Genomic DNA, 20,805 nt, shown 5'->3' on the forward strand with positions numbered 1-20,805 from the left:
GAGAATTTTGATATCACCGTTGGTATTAGCGGTGTGTTTCGGTAGAATAATCGTTTGCGCAGCTTGAAATCCTCGTCTCCAAACATTTTGGAGAAGTTAGTGAGCATTCCGCTTTTGAGTGACTTCGCTAGATTTTGAGGATGCATATTTTCAAATTATTAGGTTATTACAATGAGTAAAAAATTCATTATCACTTGGGATGCAATGCAGACTTACTGCCGTGAACTGGCTGAAAAACAAATGCCAGCTGAGCAATGGAAAGGAATTTGGGCGGTAAGCCGCGGCGGTTTGGTTCCTGGCGCTATTTTGGCTCGTGAACTGGGTATTCGTTACGTTGATACAATCTGTATTTCAAGCTACGACCATGATCATCAGCGCGACATGACGGTACTAAAAGCACCTGAAGGTGATGGCGAAGGTTACCTAATCGTTGAAGACCTAGTAGACAGTGGTGATACAGCGCGCAAACTACGTGAGATGTATCCAAAAGCGAAAATGATCGCTGTGTGTGCGAAACCATCAGGCAAAGAGCTGCTGGATGATTACGTTGTAGATATTGCTCAAGACACTTGGATCGAGCAGCCTTGGGATATGTCAATCCAGTATGCTGAGCCAGTAAACCGCAAGCAAAAATAAGCGCGGTTAAAGAATATTGAGAAATGCCCCTTTATAGGGGCATTTTTTTTATTATGATATTAAATCATGCTAATAGCCTAGGGTTCTTCCTATGTCTGAAGACGTCAGTAAAAATCTTTCCGAAACTTTGTTCGTGAAACATAAGCAAGCAAAAGAAACCTCCGCGCTTACCCAGTACATGCCGACCAGTAAAAAAATACTTGATGAACGAGAAGCGCAGGGTGATCGTGCTTGGTATCGTCATTTGCGTCGCTTGCAATGGGCTTGGCAAGGATTGTCTCCGATCGAAATGGAAGGCGTACTGTCCAAAATTGCTTCATCTTCTCACTCGCGAACCAATGATGATTGGTTAGACACTGTAATGGGTTATCACAGTGGTAACTGGACATTTGAGTGGATCAAGCTTGGTATGGATCATCAGAAGCGAGCAAATGAAATGCAAGGAGAAGAGGCAGCGGATGAACTCTTCACTGCTTCTTTGTGTTTTAGTATTGCAGGCTACCCACATTTAAAAAATGACAATTTGGCATCGCAGGCTCAAGTACTGGCAAACAAAGCGTATTCTGACGGCGCAGAAAAAACTAAGTACACCATCAAGCAAATTGAAGTGCCTTACCAAAATCGCAAAATCATCGCGAACCTCCATTTACCAAGAACGGATAAACAGTTGCCTGTGGTCATGGTGAGCGCTGGTTTGGATACTCTACAAACCGACATGTGGCGTTTGTTCCGTAATCGTCTTGCTCCGCGAGATATTGCGATGTTAACCGTGGACATGCCTTCGGTAGGGCATAGCTCTCATTGGCCCTTGACCGAGAATTCAAGTTGCCTACATCAAGCGGTATTGAATGAGCTTTACTCGCTACCTTGGGTTGATCATCACAAAGTGGGGTTAGTTGGGTTTCGTTTTGGTGGTAATGCAATGATCAGACTCTCTTTTGTCGAGCAGGAAAAGATCAAAGCTTGTGTCGCTCTAGGCGCACCCGTACATGATATTTTTACTTCCCCTCAGAAGTTACAAAAAATGCCGAAGATGTATTTAGATCTTTTGGCTTCCCGTTTGGGGAAAAATGCGGTTGATATTAATAGCATGGCTGGTCAGATGATGGCGTGGTCATTGAAGGTTCAGGGCTTCCTGAGCAGTCGAAAAACCAAAGTGCCTATTTTGGCTTTGAGTCTCGAAGGCGATCCAGTGTCGCCACACAGTGATAATCAACTTGTTGCTCTATTTAGCCAGTATGGTAGAGCGAAAAAAATCAGTTCCAAAACAATTACAAAAGGATATGAGCAATCCCTCGATTTAGCCATAAAGTGGCTAGAAGATGAATTATTAGGGTGACAATTCTCCTAAATTAGTTAAGAGTGATATATCTGAGCAAAAAATAAGCTCATGATAATTAAAAATAATAATCATTCTTGGGTGTTTACTTTTAACTATGAAAACGGAGATTCATATGTCAGAGACGACTCAGGGCCCGACTCACTTTCGCTTGATGTCAAAGTTGAAGGCGATAGGGCCTTACCTGCGCGAACCACAATCGCAAGAAGGGCGCTATTATTTTGATTGTTTATCTGTATGTGTAGACGACAAAAAATCGCCTGAGAAGCGTGAATTTTGGGGCTGGTGGATGGATTTGGAATCCATCGAGGGAGGCTTTACTGCTAAATATCATATTGGCAAGTACAACAAAGAAGGGCAATGGGTATCTGAAGCCCTTCCCAAAAAAGTGGTAGAGGAAGTGTATCTCACGCAGAGCACATTCCATCAAAAGCTGGTTGATACTTTAGAAGAACACTTCAAATTAGAAGTCGAATATCACACGGAGTCTTTCGATTTCGCTTAATTTGGTTGTTTTCATTTAATACCAAACAAAAAGGTGCGAAAACGCACCTTTTCTCTTGTTAATTCCCTATTTGATTGTTAAAACATCCTCTCTTTATTTGTTTTTCACTTCAGAAGACATCATGACAACGAATCAACAAAATGCAGTTGTTTCACAACCACAAACTGTCGTTGTGAAACTGGGTACAAGTGTGCTGACAGGCGGCACTCTGGCACTCGACCGTGCACACATGGTTGAGTTAGCACGCCAGTGTGCTGAGCTTAAAAAACAAGGCCATTCAATCGTAATGGTTTCGTCTGGTGCGATTGCAGCAGGCCGTGAGCATCTTGGTTACCCCGCATTGCCCAACGAGATGGCGAGTAAGCAGTTACTTGCCGCGGTGGGGCAGAGCCGCTTGATTCAAACATGGGAGTCTTTGTTTGGTATTTATGGTATCAAGATCGGCCAAATGTTACTAACCCGTGCCGATTTAGAAGATCGTGAGCGATTCCTTAACGCGCGTGACACTATTAATGCGCTCGTCGCGAACGATATTGTTCCTATCGTAAACGAAAATGATGCCGTTGCGACTAGCGAGATTAAAGTTGGCGATAACGACAACCTTTCCGCTTTGGTAGGCATTTTATGTGGTGCAGATAAGCTCTTGCTTTTAACGGACCAAAAAGGTCTGTTTACTGCTGACCCTCGTAAAGATCCGAACGCAGAGCTTATCAAGGAAGTAAAAACCATCGACGACACGCTGCGTAAAATCGCAGGTGGAAGCGGTACAACATTGGGTACTGGTGGTATGGCAACGAAGCTGCAAGCCGCAGACATCGCTCGCCGCGCAGGTATCGAGGTTATTATTGCTGCTGGTAGTGCGCCGAATGTTATCTTTGACTCTTTAAGTGCTGAACCTCAGGGTACGCGCTTCCTACCTTGCGCTGAAGCCTTAGAGAACCGTAAACGCTGGATTCTAGCGGGACCTGCGGCATCGGGCGACATCGTTATTGATGATGGTGCAGTCAATGCTGTGGTCGGCAAGGGCAGTAGCCTACTTGCTAAAGGGGTCATCAAAGTTAGTGGTGACTTCGCACGAGGCGAAGTGGCGCGTGTAACAAACGCTCACGGTAAGTTAGTGGCTCGTGGCATCAGCGCCTACTCAAGTGATGACCTAACTAAAATTACGGGTAAGCACAGTAAAGATATCATCTCTATTTTGGGTCATGATTATGGCTCTGAGGTGATTCACCGCGATGATTTGGTCGTCATTCAGGAATAGAATTAGAGGGAAGCAAAGTGGATTTAACGAATATGGGTAAAGCTGCTAAAGATGCAGCTTTCGAATTAGCGACAGCGTCAACTGCGCAAAAGAACCAAGCATTAGCCATCATTGCTGATGAGCTAGAAGCAAACTCTGCTGCTATTTTGGCGGCAAACGCTAAAGACATCGAACTTGGCCGTGAAGCGGGTTTAACCGATGCGCTGCTCGATCGCCTTTTGCTTAATGAAGAACGATTGACTGCAATTGCGAATGATGTTCGCAACGTCATTAGCTTGAACGATCCTGTAGGCAGCGAAATAGACAGTAAGGTACTGGAAAATGGGATGTCACTGTCTCGTCGTCGCGTGCCGCTTGGTGTCGTAGGCGTAATTTATGAAGCGCGTCCAAACGTAACCATTGATATTGCAGCGTTGTGCTTGAAAACCGGCAACGCAAGCATTTTACGTGGTGGCAAAGAGACCTTTTTCTCGAATATGGAATTAGTGAAGGTTATTCAGTCTGCGCTCGCAAAGGCGAACCTTCCAGCCGCTTCTGTGCAGTACATTGAAAAACCAGATCGTGAGCTTGTTTCTCAATTGCTTAAGTTGGACGATTACGTCGACATGATCATTCCACGCGGTGGTGCTGGCCTACACAAAATGTGTAAAGAAAACAGCACGATTCCGGTGATTATTGGTGGCTTTGGTATCAGCCATATCTTTGTCGACGAATCCGCTGATCTAGAGAAATCCCTGAATGTGGTTGAGAACTCTAAAGTTCAACGTCCATCTGCGTGTAACTCATTAGATACGCTGCTCGTGCATGAAAAAATTGCAGCGCAATTCCTACCAATGATCGTAGAGCGCATGAACGATAAAGTGACCTTCGTGACAGAGCCTAAGGCAAAAGTACTGATGCCTCAAGCAACACAAATTCGCGATGCTGTTGAAGGTGACTTTGATACGGAATGGTTGAGCTACACTCTTGGTGTAAAAGTTGTGTCTGATGTGAAAGATGCCATTGATCATATGCGTGTCCATAACGCGAGCCACTCAGATGCGATCATGACCAATAGTTTGGAAAACTCAGAACTGTTCATCAATTCTGTCGGTTCGGCGGCGGTTTATGTGAATGCTTCAACGCGCTTTACAGACGGTGCGCAATTTGGCCTTGGCGCAGAAGTCGCAGTATCTACGCAAAAGCTACATGCACGCGGTCCGATGGGCTTAGAAGAGCTAACTAGCTACAAGTGGGTTGGTAAAGCGAACTACTTAGCACGCAGTTAACACATTCGACGAGATCTTGAGTGAAAAAGGGGCCTTTGCGCCCCTTTTTGTTTTGTCTAACATACCAATTCCGCTACACTACATGAGCTTTTATTTCGGTTTGAAAGCGTTATACCCAAATAGCTTTAATAGAGTCCGTATAACCATGAACGCGTGGTTATCCGTGATTGCTCATGAGGTTATTTTGGTATAGATATGGAGGTGATATGCATTGTCCTTTTTGTTCCGAGAACGATACCAAAGTTATTGATTCCCGCTTAGTGGCTGATGGCCATCAAGTTCGACGTCGCCGTCAGTGCTTGGCGTGTAGCGAGCGTTTCACTACGTTTGAAAGCGCAGAGTTAGTGATGCCTAAAGTGATCAAATCGAATGGCAACCGTGAACCATTTGATGAAGATAAAATGGTTGGCGGTATTCAACGCGCTTTAGAGAAACGCCCAGTGAGTGCCGATTCTATAGAGTTAGCGATCAGTATGATCAAATCACAACTGCGTGCGACGGGTGAGCGAGAGGTTCCGAGTGAAATGATTGGTAATTTAGTCATGGACCAGCTCAAAGAGCTCGATAAGGTGGCTTACATTCGTTTCGCTTCCGTTTACCGCAGCTTTGAAGATATTCGCGAGTTTGGCGAAGAGATTGCCCGCCTAGAAGACTGAGTAGCTCATGACTCAACACACTCTTGAAAGAGCGTTTTCTGATTTAGATTTCGCCATGATGTCACGAGCTATTAAGTTAGCGAAACGTGGCATTTATACCACCGCCCCTAATCCAAATGTAGGGTGTGTCATCGTTCGTGATGAAGAAATTGTCGGTGAAGGCTATCACCATCGTGCTGGTGAGCCGCATGCCGAAGTGCACGCGATGCGCATGGCGGGTGAAAAAGCAGTTGGTGCAACCGCTTATGTGACGCTAGAACCTTGCTCTCATTACGGCCGTACACCGCCATGTGCCGAAGGGCTGATTAAAGCCAAAGTGGCACGTGTGGTTTGCGCCATGGTAGACCCAAACCCGAAAGTTGCAGGTCGCGGCATCCAGATGTTACGTGATGCCGGAATTGAAGTACAAATCGGCTTGTTAGAGCAAGATGCCCTTGCCCTTAACTCTGGTTTTATAAAGTACATGCGTACAGGCATGCCGTTTGTTCAATTAAAAATGGCAGCCAGTTTGGATGGGCAAAGCGCACTCAGTAATGGTCAGAGCCAATGGATCACCTCCCCTGCGGCCCGCCAAGATGTGCAGCGTTATCGAGCGATGAGTGGTGGTATTCTCTCTACCAGCAAAACGGTGATTGATGATAATGCGTCACTCAATGTGCGTTGGGATGACTTACCTACCAGTGTTCAAGCGCAGTATTTACGAGAAGAACTTCGTCAACCAGTACGTGTAATCTTAGACCGTCAGAACCATTTAACGGGTGCGCTCAAGCTGTTCCACACCGATGGAGAGCGAGTTATTATTCGCTCTGATGGAGACTGTATCCCTCTATTGGACAGCGCTGACCAAATTGACTTATCAACGACATTAAAACGTATCTCGGATGAGCACCACATCAATCACTTATGGGTTGAAGCTGGAGCTACGCTAGCGAGTGCGATGATAAAGGCTAATCTTGTAGATGAGCTCATTGTTTACCTTGCGCCAAAACTCATGGGCAGCGATGGTCGGGGGCTTATCGGTGCTTTAGGGTTAAGCGCTATGGCTGACGTCATAGATTTAAACATTACAGACGTTCGTATGGTTGGGGTAGACATTCGCATCACCGCCACCATAAAACGTAATGAAATTAGATAAGAAATAGTATGTTTACAGGAATAGTAGAAGCAGTTGGCAAGTTAGCTGCGATTACGCCGAAGGGCGAAGACATCACCGTCACGGTTGAAACGGGTACGCTTGATATGTCAGACGTTAAGTTAGGCGATAGCATTGCGACCAATGGTGTTTGCTTAACGGTAGTTGACTTCGGAAGCCACTATTACAGTGCTGATCTGTCATTAGAAACCTTGAAGAAAACTGGGTTTGCTGATTACCAAGTAGGCGATAAGGTGAATCTAGAAAAAGCCATGTTGCCAACAACGCGATTGGGTGGACATATCGTTTCTGGCCATGTCGATGGGGTTGGTGAAATTGTCGAACGCAATTCAGTTGGCCGTGCGATAGAGTTTTGGGTTGCAATGCCTGCGGAAATTAGCAAGTACGTTGCAGAGAAAGGCTCGATTACTGTTGATGGTATTAGCCTAACCGTCAACGACTTACGTAAAAATGCTTTTAAGCTGACGATCGTTCCTCATACGAGTGAAGAAACTACGATTGACCAGTTTCAAGTGGGGCGCAAAGTCAACTTAGAAGTTGATGTACTTGCGCGTTATATGGAGCGTTTACTGCAAGGACAACAAGAAGATAAGGCTGAGTCTCGTATCACGATGGACTTTTTACAGCAAAACGGTTTTGCATAAGTCTTGGGAGTGGCTGCGTGAGGCATGCGATAAAGAGCAGACTCACAGAACACCGCGAGATTCATTGACTTGCTTGATGCAAAGCTCAAACTATTGACCTAACTAGCATTCACTGCAACGTAATTTTTCATTGCTGTCGCAATAACAAATTTAGAATAACGGGATAACAGACTATGCCAATCAGTACGCCACAAGAAATTATTGATGATATTCGCGCAGGCAAAATGGTCATCCTAATGGATGATGAAGACCGCGAGAATGAAGGTGACTTGATCATGGCTGCCGAGCATATTACGCCGGAAGCCATCAACTTTATGGCAACCTATGGCCGTGGCCTGATTTGTTTAACCATGACCAAAGATCGTTGCGAAAGTCTAGGTCTGCCACCAATGGTGCAAGACAATAATGCGCAATACACCACCAACTTTACTGTTTCGATTGAGGCAGCAGAAGGGGTAACGACTGGTATTTCAGCCGCAGATCGCGCACGTACCGTTCAAGCAGCAGTCGCGCCAAACGCTAAAGCTGCGGATTTAGTGCAGCCTGGTCACATCTTCCCTCTCGCAGCTCAAGACGGCGGTGTACTGACTCGTGCAGGTCACACTGAAGCTGGCTGTGATTTGGCTCGTCTTGCTGGTTTAGAGCCAGCATCGGTGATTGTTGAGATCTTAAATGACGACGGCACGATGGCTCGTCGCCCAGATCTAGAGATCTTTGCAGAGAAGCACGGTATTAAATTGGGCACTATTGCCGACCTAATTGAGTACCGCAATAACACTGAGACAACGATTGAACGTGTGGCAGAGTGCAAGTTACCGACAGAGTTTGGCGAGTTCACGTTAGTCACGTACAAAGACACCATTGATAATCAAGTGCACTACGCAATGTGCAAGGGCGATTTGAAAGAAAAAGCGCCACTGGTTCGCGTTCATCTTCAAGACGTTTTTACCGACTTACTACGTAGCGATCGTAATGCAGAGCGCAGCTGGACACTAGATAAGGCAATGAAACGCATTGGTGAAGAAGGCGGTGTGCTGGTTGTTCTTGGCCATGAAGAATCGACCGATCTACTTATTCATCGCGTGAAGATGTTCGAAGCGCAAGACAAAGGTGAAGCCCCAACGCTTGCTAAAAAACAAGGCACGTCTCGCCGTGTTGGCGTTGGTTCACAGATTCTTGCGGATCTCGGTGTACATGATATGCGCCTTCTGTCATCGACCAACAAAAAGTACCACGCGTTAGGTGGTTTTGGTCTGAACGTTGTTGAGTACGTCTGCGAGTAACAACCGAACAATAAGTTCCTAGTCTTTGACGTGCTTAACTCGTCAATGGCTAGGAACCGGTGATTTGCCTCCAATTTCCATTAGATATTGCTCACAAATTTGTGCTAGAATCCGGCGATTCTCACTTGATGAACATATTTCACTTATAAATAGAGTTAAAGGAAAGCTTATGAAAGTGATCGAGGGTGGCTTCCCAGCGCCAAATGCAAAAATTGCTATCGTTATTTCTCGTTTCAACAGTTTTATTAACGAAAGCCTACTTTCTGGTGCGATCGATACACTAAAGCGTCACGGACAAGTAAGCGAAGACAACATCACGGTTGTGCGTTGTCCAGGTGCCGTAGAACTACCTCTAGTAGCTCAGCGTGTTGCTAAAACTGGCAAATTCGACGCTATTGTTTCTCTAGGGTCTGTTATTCGCGGTGGAACGCCTCACTTTGACTATGTTTGTAGTGAAATGAACAAAGGTCTAGCACAAGTGTCTATGGAATTCAGCATTCCAGTAGCATTTGGTGTTTTGACTGTTGATACGATCGATCAAGCGATTGAACGCGCAGGAACCAAGGCTGGTAATAAAGGTGCAGAGGCTGCACTAAGCGCACTTGAAATGATTAATGTACTATCTGAAATTGATTCCTAATGGGGGCCAGTGTGAAACCAGCCGCACGTCGTAACGCACGTCAATTCGCTCTACAGGCGATCTACTCATGGCAAATTACTAAAGAGAATGTTGCCAAGATTGAAGAACAGTTTTTGTCTGGCGACAAATACGATGAAGAAGAACTTCATGCATCTGAGCCAGCGCTTGCTGCTCCAGAGACAGACGTAGCTTACTTCCGTGAACTATTAAGCGGTGTTGTACTTAGCCACGCTGAGCTAGATAGCAAAATTCGTCCATACATCTCTCGTCCTATGCAGGATTTAGATATGATGGAACTTGCTCTTCTTCGCCTTGCTATGTACGAGATGACTCGTCGCGAAGATGTTCCTTACAAAGTTGTTATCAATGAAGCGATTGAACTTGCAAAAGTTTTTGCAGCAGAAGATAGCCACAAGTTTGTGAATGGTGTACTTGATAAAGCAGCACCTCACATTCGTAAGAAATAACGATTTCTTCAATGAAAAGGTCAGCACATGCTGACCTTTTTTGTATCAAAAGCTTTTACATCAAAAAGTAAGTGAATTATGTCTGGTGAATTTAATCTGATAGACAAGTATTTCGTCGGTCGTCAGAGCCAACGTAAAGATGTCCATCTAGCCGCTGGTGATGATTGCGCTTTGGTCAAAGCGCCAGCTAATGTTCAGATTGCGATTAGCACGGATACATTGGTAGCTGGAACGCATTTCTTAGCCGACGCGAACCCAGCATGGGTCGCACACAAAGCATTGGCTTCTAACATCAGTGATTTGGCGGCGATGGGCTCAACGCCTGCGTGGGTGAGCTTTGCATTAACGATGCCTGAGCCAGATGAAAAATGGCTTGCTCCTTTCTGTGATGCATTTTTCGAACTGGCTGATTACTATGGTATTCAGTTAATAGGCGGTGATACCACCAAAGGGCCATTGTGTCTGACACTCACGGTGCAAGGTTTTGTACCTGAAGACAAAGCGCTCACGCGATCCGGAGCCAAGCCTGGGGATTGGGTATATGTAACGGGAAACCTTGGCGATGCAAAAGCTGGCTTGGATGTGATTCTAGATGACTCTCTGCGCAGCAGAGCCGGCGCGGAAGCACTAGAGCGAGCTCATTACCTTAGTTCTCCGCGTGTGCTTGCTGGACAAGCTCTTGTTGGCTTAGCCTCGTCGGCGATAGATATTTCAGATGGTTTAATCTCTGATATTAAGCACATTTTACAGCGATCTCAGGTTGGGGTTAGTATTGATGTCTCTCAGCTACCGATCTCTTCAGAATTAGTCCAGTTTTTAGATGATAAGATCAGCGCGCAGCAGTATGCTTTAGCAAGTGGCGAAGAATACGAGTTGTGTTTTACCGTGCCGGAGCAAAATCGAGGCTCGTTACAAAGCGCTTTATCTCATACTGGCTGTAAGGTCACATGTATTGGTCAAATCCGACCAAATGGAACCTTCGAGCTGCATGATAACAATCAACCACTTGATTGGGACTTAAGTGGCTTCGACCACTTTAAATGATCTGAGCTAAGCTCTAGCCAAGAGCCTGTTACTATTGAGTAACTCGCAGGCATGACGATTGAAACCAAACTAGCAGTATAGGTTTAAGGATATGACCAACCCTCTTTCTCTGATTTCATTAAAGAATCCGTGGCATCTATTGGCGACGGGTTTTGGCAGTGGATTATCCCCGTTTATCCCTGGAACAATGGGCACACTGGCGGCCGTGCCTTTCTTTTTGCTGTTGGCACAATTACCATTTACGGCGTATGTCATTGTTGTTCTGATTTCGTGTGTGATCGGCATTCAAATATGCCAAGTGACGTCTGCAGACATGAAAGTACATGATCATGGTTCAATCGTATGGGATGAGTTTGCGGGCTTTTGGATTACGATGAGTATTGTACCTGCACTGAATATTCCACTCACTGAATGGAAGTGGTTGATCACTGGCTTCATCTTATTTCGTTTTTTCGATATGGTAAAACCTTGGCCAATTGGGTGGCTAGATAAGCGAGTTCACGGTGGGCTGGGTATTATGGTTGATGATATCGTGGCGGGAATTATGGCTGGTGTTGCCCTGTTTCTAGTCGCAAAATACGCTGGCTGGATGAATTAAACCATGAACTAAACACTGGACGTAAAAAAGGGATGCCATGAGCATCCCTTTTTACATGCTATTTTGCTAAATAATCCAAGATGGATTTTTCAATTCCTTTTGCATCGAGACCAAGCTCTTCATGCAGTTCATCTTGTGTTCCCTGATGAATAAACTCATCGGGTAAACCTAGGTTTAAGACTGGCTTAATGATTTTATCTTTCATCATGAACTCAACGACACCCGCACCTGCACCACCTGCGATAACATTTTCTTCTAACGTCACGAGCACGTCATGATCTGCGGCTAATTGACGAATTAATGCTTCATCGAGCGGCTTCACAAAGCGCATATCAGCAACAGTGGCGTTAAGGTATTCTGCCGCTTCTAGCGCGTTACCCAAGAAAGTACCAAAGCTCAGAATAGCAACTTTTTCACCTTGGCGAACCATGCGCCCTTTACCGATTTCTAACGCCGTAAACTCAGTTTCGATTTCTACGCCCATGCCGCTACCACGAGGGTATCGAACCGCACTCGGGCCAGAATGCTTATGGCCAGTGTAAAGCATTTGTCGGCACTCGTTTTCGTCGCTTGGCGCCATGATCACCATGTTCGGAATACAGCGCATAAAGCTCAAATCGAACGCACCTTGGTGAGTTTGACCATCTGCGCCAACGAGACCTGCGCGGTCGATCGCAAACATCACTGGTAAGTCCATGATCGCGATGTCGTGGATCAATTGGTCATAACCACGTTGCAAGAAAGTCGAATAGATAGCAACGATTGGATGATCGCCCGCAATTGCCATGCCTGTTGCCAGTGTCACTGCGTGCTGCTCAGCAATCGCCACATCAAAGTATTGGTCTGGATACTCTTTTGAGAAACGCACCATACCTGATCCTTCGCGCATTGCTGGCGTAATTGCCATTAGCTTAGGATCTTGGGCCGCCATGTCACATAAAAAGTCACCGAAGATCTTTGAGTAAGTTGGCTTACCGCCACTGCTCTTCGGCAGACAATTATGCGTTGGATCGAATTTAGGAACACCATGGTAGCCGATAGGATCTTTCTCGGCAGGCTCATAACCTTTGCCTTTCTTGGTCATGATGTGTAGGAATTGAGGACCTTTGAGCTCACGCATATTTTTCAGCGTTTTGACGAGTTCATTGACGTCGTGCCCATCAACCGGGCCAATGTAATTAAAGCCGAACTCTTCGAACAGAGTACCAGGCACCACCATGCCTTTTAGGTGTTCTTCCGTACGGCGAACCAACTCTTTAATAGGTGGAACACCAGACAACACTTTTTTACCGCCTTCACGGATAGAAGTGTACAAGCTACCAGAAAGTACTTTTGCAAGGTGGTTATTCAGGGCGCCGACGTTTTCTGAAATAGACATTTCGTTGTCGTTCAAAATCACCAACATATCAGGATGAACGTCGCCAGCGTGGTTCATGGCTTCGAATGCCATGCCTGCTGTAATTGCGCCATCACCAATCACACTGACGATTTTGCGACCTTTACCTTCTTTTTGTGCGCTGATGGCCATGCCAAGACCTGCACTAATCGATGTCGAAGAGTGGCCGACAGATAAGGTGTCATATTCACTTTCTTCACGCCAAGGGAAAGGGTGTAGACCATCCTTTTGGCGAATTGTTGGCATTTTATCGCGACGTCCGGTGAGGATTTTGTGCGGGTAAGCCTGATGACCAACATCCCAGATCAATTTGTCGATAGGGGTGTTGTAAACATAATGCAGAGCGACAGTTAGCTCTACGGTGCCTAAGCCAGACGCTAAGTGTCCGCTAGATTGGCTCACTGAATTTAGCAGATACGTTCGCAGTTCATCACACAGATTTGGTAATGTTTCTTTCGGAAGAAGACGTAATTCTTCCGGTGTATTTGCTAACGCCAGTGTTGGGTACTTTGAAATATCAAGAGTCATATAAATGCGCGCTTATAGTGTTAATTTTTGCGCTCGATGACATATCGGGCGAACTCTTCGAGTAACTGAGTATTGTATGGGATAGCTTCCAATGCTTGAAGTGCTTCCTGTAACAGAGTGTGAGCTTTCTCTATGGCTCCCTCTAAACCCAGCAGGGAAGGATAAGTGCTCTTATTCAGACCTTGGTCGGAACCTTGAGGCTTACCCAGTGTTTCTGTGTCACTGATGATATCAAGAATATCGTCTTGAACCTGAAACGCCAAACCAATTGCTTTTGAGTAGCGCTCCAAGTGAGGTAGAACCTCGATACCTTTCTCACCAGCAGCTAATGCACCTAATTTTACCGCACAATCAATCAGAGCTCCGGTTTTTTTACGGTGTATCTCTTCCATTTCTTCAAGAGAAACTTGGCGATTTTCCGCGCCTAAATCTAAGGCTTGCCCTACACACATGCCGCTGGCACCAGAGGAATGCGCTAAGGCTTTGATCATGCTGATGCGTTGAGCTTCTGCCGCCGGGCTTAATTGACCATCAGCAATAATAGTGAAGGCAAGGGTTTGTAGTGCATCACCTGTCAGTATTGCGGTTGCTTCATCAAACTTAATATGACAAGTTGGTTGACCTCGACGCAGTTCATCATCGTCCATGGCTGGCAGATCATCATGAATGAGTGAGTAGGCATGTATACATTCGATAGCAGCGGCGGGGGTGTCTAAGTCTTCAGGTTTACAGCCGAGCATTTGACCTGTGATGTAAACAAGAAAAGGGCGAACGCGTTTTCCACCTAGCAAAAGGCCGTATTTCATTGCTTGAATCAATGGCTGCTCTTGATATGGAAGCTGATCGAGCCACAAATTCAATTGCTGATTGTTTCTTTGTTGAAAAGACGTCAATGTCTGTTGCATCACATTGCTCACTACTGATTGTTATTCTGAATCTGGTTTGAAGTCACTCAGTGGTGCTTCATCATCTTCACTAAGAAGAATGCTCACGCGCTGTTCGGCGTCGCTTAATTTAGTTTGGCCTGCACGAGCTAAGGCAATGCCTCGTTCAAACTTACGCAGGGCATCATCTAGAGCAAGATCGCCATTTTCTAATTGATCAACCAAGCTATCAAGCTCTTCAATGGTTGCTTCAAAGGTCATGTTTTCTGGTTTCTTGACCGCCATCTTTTTTCTGCCTTAATCAAGCCTCGGGTAAGATGCACGAAAGTTACCTTAGCCTAGTAACTTGGTCAAATTTAACCTTATATAATTGTCACAAAATTAGCGTTCAACGAGTCTAAGCGATGAAACCCCATATTTTGGTTGAGGTTGTTAAGTGTAATTTGTGATCCATTAGCTAAGATTTTTCTAAAAATTCTGCGCGAGTTGTCGATACAGGTAATAATCCGCCCAATGGCAGTATTTGAGTATAGCGTGAGGAGTGCTTTGTGGATTTAGCAACCCTATTAGGTTTGATTGGTGGTTTTGCATTCGTCATTATGGCGATGGTGCTTGGTGGCAGCATCGGCATGTTTGTCGATGTCACGTCGATCCTTATTGTCGTTGGTGGCTCAATATTCGTCGTGTTGATGAAGTTCACAATGGGACAGTTTTTTGGTGCGACAAAGATTGCTGGCAAAGCCTTCATGTTTAAAGCGGATGAACCCGAAGACCTGATCGCAAAAATTGTGGAAATGGCCGATGCGGCGCGTAAAGGTGGTTTTCTTGCTCTTGAAGAGATGGAAATAAACAACACATTCATGCAGAAAGGCATTGATCTACTGGTTGATGGCCATGATGCCGACGTTGTGAGAGCGGCACTCAAAAAAGACATCGCGCTTACGGATGAACGACATACGCAAGGTACTGGCGTATTTCGCGCCTTTGGCGACGTTGCTCCTGCGATGGGAATGATTGGCACCTTGGTTGGTCTTGTTGCGATGCTTTCAAACATGGATGACCCTAAAGCGATTGGACCAGCAATGGCCGTTGCACTCTTGACCACATTGTATGGCGCGATCCTGTCTAATATGGTGTTTTTCCCTATTGCGGATAAGCTTTCTCTTCGTCGTGACCAAGAAACGCTAAATCGCCGTTTGATCATGGATGGCGTATTAGCGATTCAAGATGGCCAAAACCCGCGAGTGATCGATAGTTACTTGAAGAACTACCTCAATGAAGGTAAACGTGCCCTTGAGATTGACGAGTAACTTGGAGAGTCGTGATGGATGATGAAGATAACAAATGCGATTGTCCGCCACCTGGCCTCCCGTTATGGATGGGGACATTTGCAGATTTGATGTCGCTACTGATGTGTTTCTTTGTTCTTCTGCTCTCGTTTTCTGAGATGGATGTACTGAAGTTCAAACAAATTGCAGGATCAATGAAATTTGCCTTCGGTGTGCAAAATCAGCTTGAAGTGAAAGACATTCCCAAAGGTACTAGCATTATTGCCCAAGAGTTTCGACCGGGTCGGCCGGAACCAACTCCGATTGATGTCATCATGCAGCAAACCATGGACATCACTCAGCAGACGCTCGAATTTCATGAAGGGGAGTCTGATCGAGCTGGTGGCACAAAACGTGATGAAGGCAAGTTAACGGGTGGGCAATCGCCAGAAACGTCAACTCAAAACAATGAATCTGCCGAAGCGGACATGCAGCAACAGCAATCTAAAGAGATGTCGCAAGAGATGGAAACCTTGATGGAAAGCATCAAGAAAGCCTTAGAGCGAGAGATTGAACAAGGCGCCATTGAAGTTGAAAACCTCGGTCAGCAGATTGTTATACGTGTGCGTGAAAAAGGTGCATTCCCAGAAGGTTCGGCCTTCTTGCAGCCTAAGTTTCGTCCTTTAGTTCGTCAGATTGCAGAGCTAGTAAAAGACGTGCCAGGCATTGTGCGAGTATCTGGCCATACAGACAATCGACCGCTAGACTCGGAACTTTATCGTTCTAACTGGGATCTCTCTTCTCAGCGTGCAGTATCAGTCGCGCAAGAGATGGAGAAAGTGAGAGGCTTCTCTCATCAACGTTTAAGAGTACGAGGCATGGCGGATACGGAACCCTTGTTACCGAATGATTCTGATGAAAATCGCGCGCTTAACCGACGGGTTGAAATCAGCATTATGCAAGGCGAGCCTCTCTACAGTGAAGAAGTGCCGGTAATTCAATAACTAGGCTTTAGTTTTAAGTCAGTAAAGAGATAAGAAAGCGAGCAGATTGCTCGCTTTTTTTGTTTTTCCAATCCGCTTGGGTGTATAATCTTGCGCCTTAAAAGTGAGCTCAGACTACTTTTTGTGACTGAAACGCGGTTTTACTGCGTATGAAGTATTGAAGTTGAGTGTCACTCTTTGTTGATTGCGAAACTAACCTGCGAATTAGACTATGAAATTTATTGTAAAGCCCCATCCAGAAATTTTTGTAAAAAGTGAATCTGTGCGCAAGCGCTTCACAAAGATTTTAGAGTGCAACATTCGTAACATCATTAAGAGCCGCACGGAGTCTGTCGCGGTATTTAACCGTCGTGATCACATTGAAGTGACCTCTGAGAGTAACGAATTCCACGCTGAAGTTCTTGAGGTTTTGACTCATACACCAGGCATTCACCACGTACTGGAAGTGAAGCAAACTGAATTTAAAGACTTGCACGATATCTTCGAGCAAGTACTAGAACTCAACCGTGCTGCACTCGAAAATAAAACCTTTGTTGTACGTGCGAAGCGTCGTGGCAAGCATGACTTTACCTCTATTGAACTAGAGCGTTATGTAGGCGGTGGTTTAAATCAAGCGATTGAAAGCGCTAGTGTTAAGCTACGAAACCCAGACGTGACGATCAAGGTAGAAGTCTCGAACGACAAGCTAAACCAAGTATTGTCTCGTCATAAAGGCCTAGGTGGTTTCCCACTGGGTACGCAAGAAGACGTGTTAAGCCTGATCTCGGGTGGTTTCGACTCTGGTGTTTCAAGCTATCTTCATATCAAGCGTGGTTCAAAAGTACATTACTGCTTCTTTAACTTAGGTGGTCCAGCACACGAAATCGGCGTTAAGCAGGTTTCTCACTACCTATGGAACAAATACGGTTCTTCAGCAAAAGTACGTTTTATCTCAGTTGATTTCGAGCCTGTGGTTGCGGAAATCCTAGAGAAAGTCGATGACGGCCAAATGGGCGTGATCTTGAAGCGTATGTTTATGCGTGCAGCAGGCATGATCGCTCAGAAGATGAAGATCGAAGCATTGGTAACAGGTGAAGCACTAGGTCAAGTATCGAGCCAAACGCTAACCAATCTACGCCACATCGATAACGTAACTGACACGCTGATTCTGCGTCCACTTATCAACTGGGATAAAGAAGACATCATCAATCTAGCACGTGAAATCGGCACAGAAGATTTCGCAAAGACAATGCCAGAATACTGTGGTGTTATCTCTAAGAAGCCAACCGTGAAAGCGGTGAAAGGCAAGCTAGAAGCTGAAGAAGAGAAATTCGACTTCAGTATCCTTGAGCAAGTGGTTCAAGAAGCTCGCATGATGGACATTCGTGATATCGCGAAAGAGTCTGAGCAAGCCGCACCAGAAGTAGAGCAAGTTCAAGCGGTAGAAGAGCACGCGGTTGTGCTAGATATTCGTAGTCCTGAAGAGGAAGACGATAACCCACTTGAAATCGAAGGTGTGGATGTGAAACATATCCCTTTCTACAAGCTGGGTACACAGTTTGGTGACTTAGACCAGTCTAAGACATACCTACTTTACTGTGACCGCGGTGTGATGAGCCGTCTGCAAGCGCTTTACTTGCAAGAGCAAGGCTTCAGCAACGTAAAAGTTTACCGTCCATAGCTGACTGTTAAAATACGTTAAAAGGCGCAAATTGAGACATCAATTTGCGCCTTTTTTGTTTTTGATCGCGTTACAGACAACCATTACTTAGCATAATGTTGAGGCTCATCGCAAAGCCATACACTTTGTGTTGATATAACGATAATTAATCCGAAAGAAGAGTAATAAAGTGATATTGCTGCCAGATATGCGGATGAGATTTTTGATAGATAAAAAAACACCGCCTAATTTAGGCGGTGTAACAAATTTGACAGACAGGTCAAAAATAAATACAGGAAGTATATGTTTTGTCACAGGGAGTGTGGACAAAACATTATGGTAGAAATCTACCTAACTCGAAATACGAGTTTGCAAACACAACATCGCAACAACGAAGCCAATTGATTTCCAAAGAAATCAAGCCGTTCAGGCCCGTGTTGCGGGGTGAAATATAGAATTTATCTGGCTGTTCGACAACGGACATTTTATAATGTTTCAGATTAAAAAAACTAATCCTATTAGAGGTCCCATATGTCTCGCAGATTGCCTCCATTAAATTCGCTTCGAGTCTTCGAAGCGGCTGCTCGTCATCTCAGTTTTACACGAGCAGCAGAAGAGTTATTTGTTACTCAAGCCGCGGTCAGTCACCAGATTAAAGCGCTTGAAGAGTTCTTATCATTGAAGCTCTTCCGTCGACGTAATCGTTCTTTGTTGTTAACAGAAGAAGGCCAAAGTTACTTTCTCGATATCAAAGATATTTTCACCTCGATTGCGGAAGCGACAGATAAGGTGTTGGAACGTAGCGAAAAAGGGGCATTGACGATTAGCCTACCGCCGAGTTTTGCTATCCAATGGCTTGTACCTCGTTTGGCCGATTTTAATGCTCAAGAGCCCGATATCGATGTACGTATTAAAGCCGTAGATATGGATGAAGGCTCACTGACTGATGATGTTGATGTGGCGATCTACTATGGCCGTGGGAACTGGCCAGGTTTGCGAGCAGATAAATTGTACCAAGAGTTTTTGATCCCACTTTGTTCACCTTCATTACTTTTGGGTAACAAACCATTAGAATCTTTAAGTGACCTCAAATTACATACTTTGTTACACGATACTTCGCGTAAAGACTGGAAGCAGTTTGCTCGTCATTACAACATTGAAGGCATCAACGTAAACCACGGTCCTATTTTTAGTCACTCAACGATGGTGCTACAGGCTGCTGCGCACGGTCAGGGGGTCGCGCTCGGTAACAACGTACTCGCCAAACCTGAAATGGAAGCCGGACGACTCATTGCACCATTCGACGAGGTGTTGATATCTAAGAATGCATTCTATGTGGTGTGTCATGAACAGCAGGCAGATATGGGCCGAATCGCAACGTTTAGAGACTGGATGTTAGCAACCGCGAGAAAAGAACAAGAGGAAGTATTGGATGAATCACTGGATAGCTGAGGGGCCTGAAAACGGACCGCTGTTTATTTTTGCTCACGGCGCAGGTGCGGGGATGGAGCATGACTTCATGACAGCTGTCGCCAAAGGATTAGTGGAGCAAGGTATTCGTGTAGTGCGTTTTAATTTCCCTTACATGGTGAAACGTTCGGAAGATGGCAAAAAGCGTCCGCCCGATCGCGCGCCAAAGTTGCTCGAAGCATACAGCGAAGTGATCGCTCACTTTACTTCTTCTCCCGTGGTTATTGGTGGTAAGTCAATGGGCGGTCGTATGTCGAGCTTGTTGGCTGAAAATGAGCTGGTGGCGGGCATTGCCTGTTTAGGGTTTCCATTTCACCCACCAGGAAAGCCAGAGAAATACAAAGGCGAGCACTTAGCAACCATTGAGAAACCTACGCTGATTCTGCAAGGGGAACGAGACACCTTTGGTAAGCGTGAGGAATTCGATGATTTCGTCCTTTCGTCACAAGTAACGGTGAGCTTTTTACCTGATGGTGACCACAGCTTCAAACCGCGCAAGATCTCAGGTCATACTGAAGTGGGTAACATTGCACTCGCGATAGAGCAGTTAGCGGCGTTTATAAAAGAGGTGTACAGTGAAAAGTAAGTGGTTACTCTCATTCTCTGGATTGTCTGGGCTGATTTCGGTCGCTCTTGGAGCATTTGCTGCTCATGGGCTAAAAGCGACACTGGCCCCTTATTTGCTCGGTGTATTTGAGACCGGAGTTCTGTATCAATTTATTCACACGTTGGCGATTGTGTTTTGTGCCATTCTGCTTCTGCTCAATTTGGGACAAAAAGCACAAAAATATTTTTTCATTGCGGCGATTTGCTTTATTATCGGCATCTTTTGTTTTAGCGGCAGTCTTTACGCGCTGGCGCTGACGGGCATTAAGTGGTTTGGGCCAATTACTCCTGTGGGAGGATTACTGTTCATGATTGGTTGGTGTCTGTTCTTTTTTGCTGCGTTCAATATCAAAGAGGTCTCCAAGTGAAACAACTAATGCTCTATTGCCGTTCTGGCTTTGAGAAAGAGTGTGCTGGTGAAATTCAGGACAAAGCGACACAGTTGGAAGTGTATGGCTTCCCTCGTGTGAAGAGAAACTCAGGTTATGTTGTCTTCGAGTGTTACCAAGATGGAGA

Annotated in this window: 22 protein-coding genes and 1 pseudogene; 20 read left to right on the plus strand and 3 right to left on the minus strand. The window is 45.4% G+C overall.

Features of this window, described 5'->3' with window-relative positions:
* Window positions 1-171: 171 nt before the first annotated feature.
* The 13 genes from tet(34) (at window position 172) to pgpA (ending at window position 11,494) form a co-directional block, all read left to right on the plus strand.
* Window positions 172-636 carry an oxytetracycline resistance phosphoribosyltransferase domain-containing protein Tet(34) gene (tet(34), locus tag R7041_RS18660; RefSeq protein ID WP_005381590.1) on the plus strand — a complete coding sequence of 155 codons (465 nt, stop codon included), beginning with the start codon at window positions 172-174 and terminating at the stop codon, window positions 634-636.
* Between the two features lie 91 nt (window positions 637-727).
* Window positions 728-1,975, plus strand: coding sequence for an esterase FrsA (gene frsA, locus R7041_RS18665; RefSeq protein ID WP_005381586.1), 1,248 nt, complete (start codon window positions 728-730; stop codon window positions 1,973-1,975).
* A gap of 115 nt (window positions 1,976-2,090) precedes the next feature.
* A complete protein-coding gene (gene crl, locus R7041_RS18670; protein ID WP_005381584.1) occupies window positions 2,091-2,480 on the plus strand; it encodes a sigma factor-binding protein Crl in 390 nt (129 codons plus the stop codon).
* A 121-nt stretch (window positions 2,481-2,601) separates the two neighbouring features.
* Window positions 2,602-3,741, plus strand: coding sequence for a glutamate 5-kinase (gene proB / locus R7041_RS18675; RefSeq protein WP_005383771.1), 1,140 nt, complete (start codon window positions 2,602-2,604; stop codon window positions 3,739-3,741).
* A gap of 17 nt (window positions 3,742-3,758) precedes the next feature.
* The gene (locus tag R7041_RS18680) at window positions 3,759-5,009 is read left to right on the plus strand and encodes a glutamate-5-semialdehyde dehydrogenase (protein WP_054575068.1); all 1,251 of its coding nucleotides are present in this window, start codon (window positions 3,759-3,761) and stop codon (window positions 5,007-5,009) included.
* A 206-nt stretch (window positions 5,010-5,215) separates the two neighbouring features.
* Complete coding sequence (gene nrdR, locus R7041_RS18685) at window positions 5,216-5,665, plus strand: transcriptional regulator NrdR (RefSeq protein WP_005381578.1); 450 nt, start codon at window positions 5,216-5,218, stop codon at window positions 5,663-5,665.
* 7 nt (window positions 5,666-5,672) lie between these two features.
* Window positions 5,673-6,800, plus strand: a complete 1,128-nt coding sequence (gene ribD / locus R7041_RS18690) for a bifunctional diaminohydroxyphosphoribosylaminopyrimidine deaminase/5-amino-6-(5-phosphoribosylamino)uracil reductase RibD (RefSeq protein ID WP_064369029.1) — start codon at window positions 5,673-5,675, stop codon at window positions 6,798-6,800.
* An 8-nt stretch (window positions 6,801-6,808) separates the two neighbouring features.
* The gene (locus R7041_RS18695; RefSeq protein ID WP_005383626.1) at window positions 6,809-7,462 is read left to right on the plus strand and encodes a riboflavin synthase; all 654 of its coding nucleotides are present in this window, start codon (window positions 6,809-6,811) and stop codon (window positions 7,460-7,462) included.
* Window positions 7,463-7,635: 173 nt separating this feature from the next.
* Complete coding sequence (gene ribBA / locus R7041_RS18700) at window positions 7,636-8,745, plus strand: bifunctional 3,4-dihydroxy-2-butanone-4-phosphate synthase/GTP cyclohydrolase II (RefSeq protein WP_005381573.1); 1,110 nt, start codon at window positions 7,636-7,638, stop codon at window positions 8,743-8,745.
* A 169-nt stretch (window positions 8,746-8,914) separates the two neighbouring features.
* Complete coding sequence (gene ribE, locus R7041_RS18705; RefSeq protein ID WP_005381572.1) at window positions 8,915-9,385, plus strand: 6,7-dimethyl-8-ribityllumazine synthase; 471 nt, start codon at window positions 8,915-8,917, stop codon at window positions 9,383-9,385.
* A complete protein-coding gene (gene nusB, locus R7041_RS18710; RefSeq protein ID WP_005381571.1) occupies window positions 9,385-9,852 on the plus strand; it encodes a transcription antitermination factor NusB in 468 nt (155 codons plus the stop codon). The genes ribE and nusB overlap by 1 nt, the downstream gene beginning before the upstream one ends.
* A gap of 78 nt (window positions 9,853-9,930) precedes the next feature.
* Window positions 9,931-10,896 (plus strand): thiamine-phosphate kinase, encoded by a 966-nt coding sequence (gene thiL / locus R7041_RS18715; RefSeq protein ID WP_064369030.1) that lies wholly within the window; start codon window positions 9,931-9,933, stop codon window positions 10,894-10,896.
* A gap of 91 nt (window positions 10,897-10,987) precedes the next feature.
* Window positions 10,988-11,494 (plus strand): phosphatidylglycerophosphatase A, encoded by a 507-nt coding sequence (gene pgpA, locus R7041_RS18720; RefSeq protein ID WP_005381569.1) that lies wholly within the window; start codon window positions 10,988-10,990, stop codon window positions 11,492-11,494.
* A gap of 58 nt (window positions 11,495-11,552) precedes the next feature.
* Here the strand turns inward: pgpA and dxs are convergent, their stop codons facing one another.
* The 3 genes from dxs to xseB are packed head-to-tail and all read right to left on the minus strand — an operon-like array spanning window position 11,553 to window position 14,587.
* Window positions 11,553-13,418 (minus strand): 1-deoxy-D-xylulose-5-phosphate synthase, encoded by a 1,866-nt coding sequence (dxs, locus tag R7041_RS18725; protein ID WP_064369031.1) that lies wholly within the window; start codon window positions 13,416-13,418, stop codon window positions 11,553-11,555.
* Window positions 13,419-13,438: 20 nt separating this feature from the next.
* Window positions 13,439-14,323 (minus strand): (2E,6E)-farnesyl diphosphate synthase, encoded by an 885-nt coding sequence (gene ispA / locus R7041_RS18730; RefSeq protein WP_033905843.1) that lies wholly within the window; start codon window positions 14,321-14,323, stop codon window positions 13,439-13,441.
* Between the two features lie 21 nt (window positions 14,324-14,344).
* Window positions 14,345-14,587 (minus strand): exodeoxyribonuclease VII small subunit, encoded by a 243-nt coding sequence (gene xseB / locus R7041_RS18735; RefSeq protein WP_005381566.1) that lies wholly within the window; start codon window positions 14,585-14,587, stop codon window positions 14,345-14,347.
* Window positions 14,588-14,850: 263 nt separating this feature from the next.
* On the opposite strand from xseB, the gene pomA reads away from it, so the two are divergent.
* From pomA to R7041_RS18770, 7 genes and pseudogenes are all read left to right on the plus strand, one after another.
* The gene (gene pomA / locus R7041_RS18740; protein WP_005381564.1) at window positions 14,851-15,612 is read left to right on the plus strand and encodes a flagellar motor protein PomA; all 762 of its coding nucleotides are present in this window, start codon (window positions 14,851-14,853) and stop codon (window positions 15,610-15,612) included.
* 14 nt (window positions 15,613-15,626) lie between these two features.
* Window positions 15,627-16,574 (plus strand): flagellar motor protein MotB, encoded by a 948-nt coding sequence (locus R7041_RS18745; protein ID WP_047102078.1) that lies wholly within the window; start codon window positions 15,627-15,629, stop codon window positions 16,572-16,574.
* Between the two features lie 211 nt (window positions 16,575-16,785).
* Window positions 16,786-18,234 carry a tRNA uracil 4-sulfurtransferase ThiI gene (thiI, locus tag R7041_RS18750; protein WP_005383617.1) on the plus strand — a complete coding sequence of 483 codons (1,449 nt, stop codon included), beginning with the start codon at window positions 16,786-16,788 and terminating at the stop codon, window positions 18,232-18,234.
* Window positions 18,235-18,744: 510 nt separating this feature from the next.
* Entirely contained in the window at window positions 18,745-19,665 is a 921-nt protein-coding gene (locus R7041_RS18755; RefSeq protein WP_005383616.1) for a transcriptional regulator GcvA, read from the plus strand.
* Entirely contained in the window at window positions 19,646-20,269 is a 624-nt protein-coding gene (locus R7041_RS18760; protein ID WP_005383614.1) for an alpha/beta fold hydrolase, read from the plus strand. The genes R7041_RS18755 and R7041_RS18760 overlap by 20 nt, the downstream gene beginning before the upstream one ends.
* Window positions 20,259-20,657 (plus strand): DUF423 domain-containing protein, encoded by a 399-nt coding sequence (locus R7041_RS18765; protein ID WP_025768894.1) that lies wholly within the window; start codon window positions 20,259-20,261, stop codon window positions 20,655-20,657. The genes R7041_RS18760 and R7041_RS18765 overlap by 11 nt, the downstream gene beginning before the upstream one ends.
* Window positions 20,609-20,805, plus strand: a pseudogene (locus R7041_RS18770) (23S rRNA (cytidine(2498)-2'-O)-methyltransferase RlmM); the annotation flags it as partial. The gene R7041_RS18765 and the pseudogene R7041_RS18770, both read left to right, overlap by 49 nt.

It is taken from the genome of Vibrio sp. 1751, assembly GCF_033339895.1.
Lineage (GTDB): Bacteria > Pseudomonadota > Gammaproteobacteria > Enterobacterales > Vibrionaceae > Vibrio > Vibrio alginolyticus.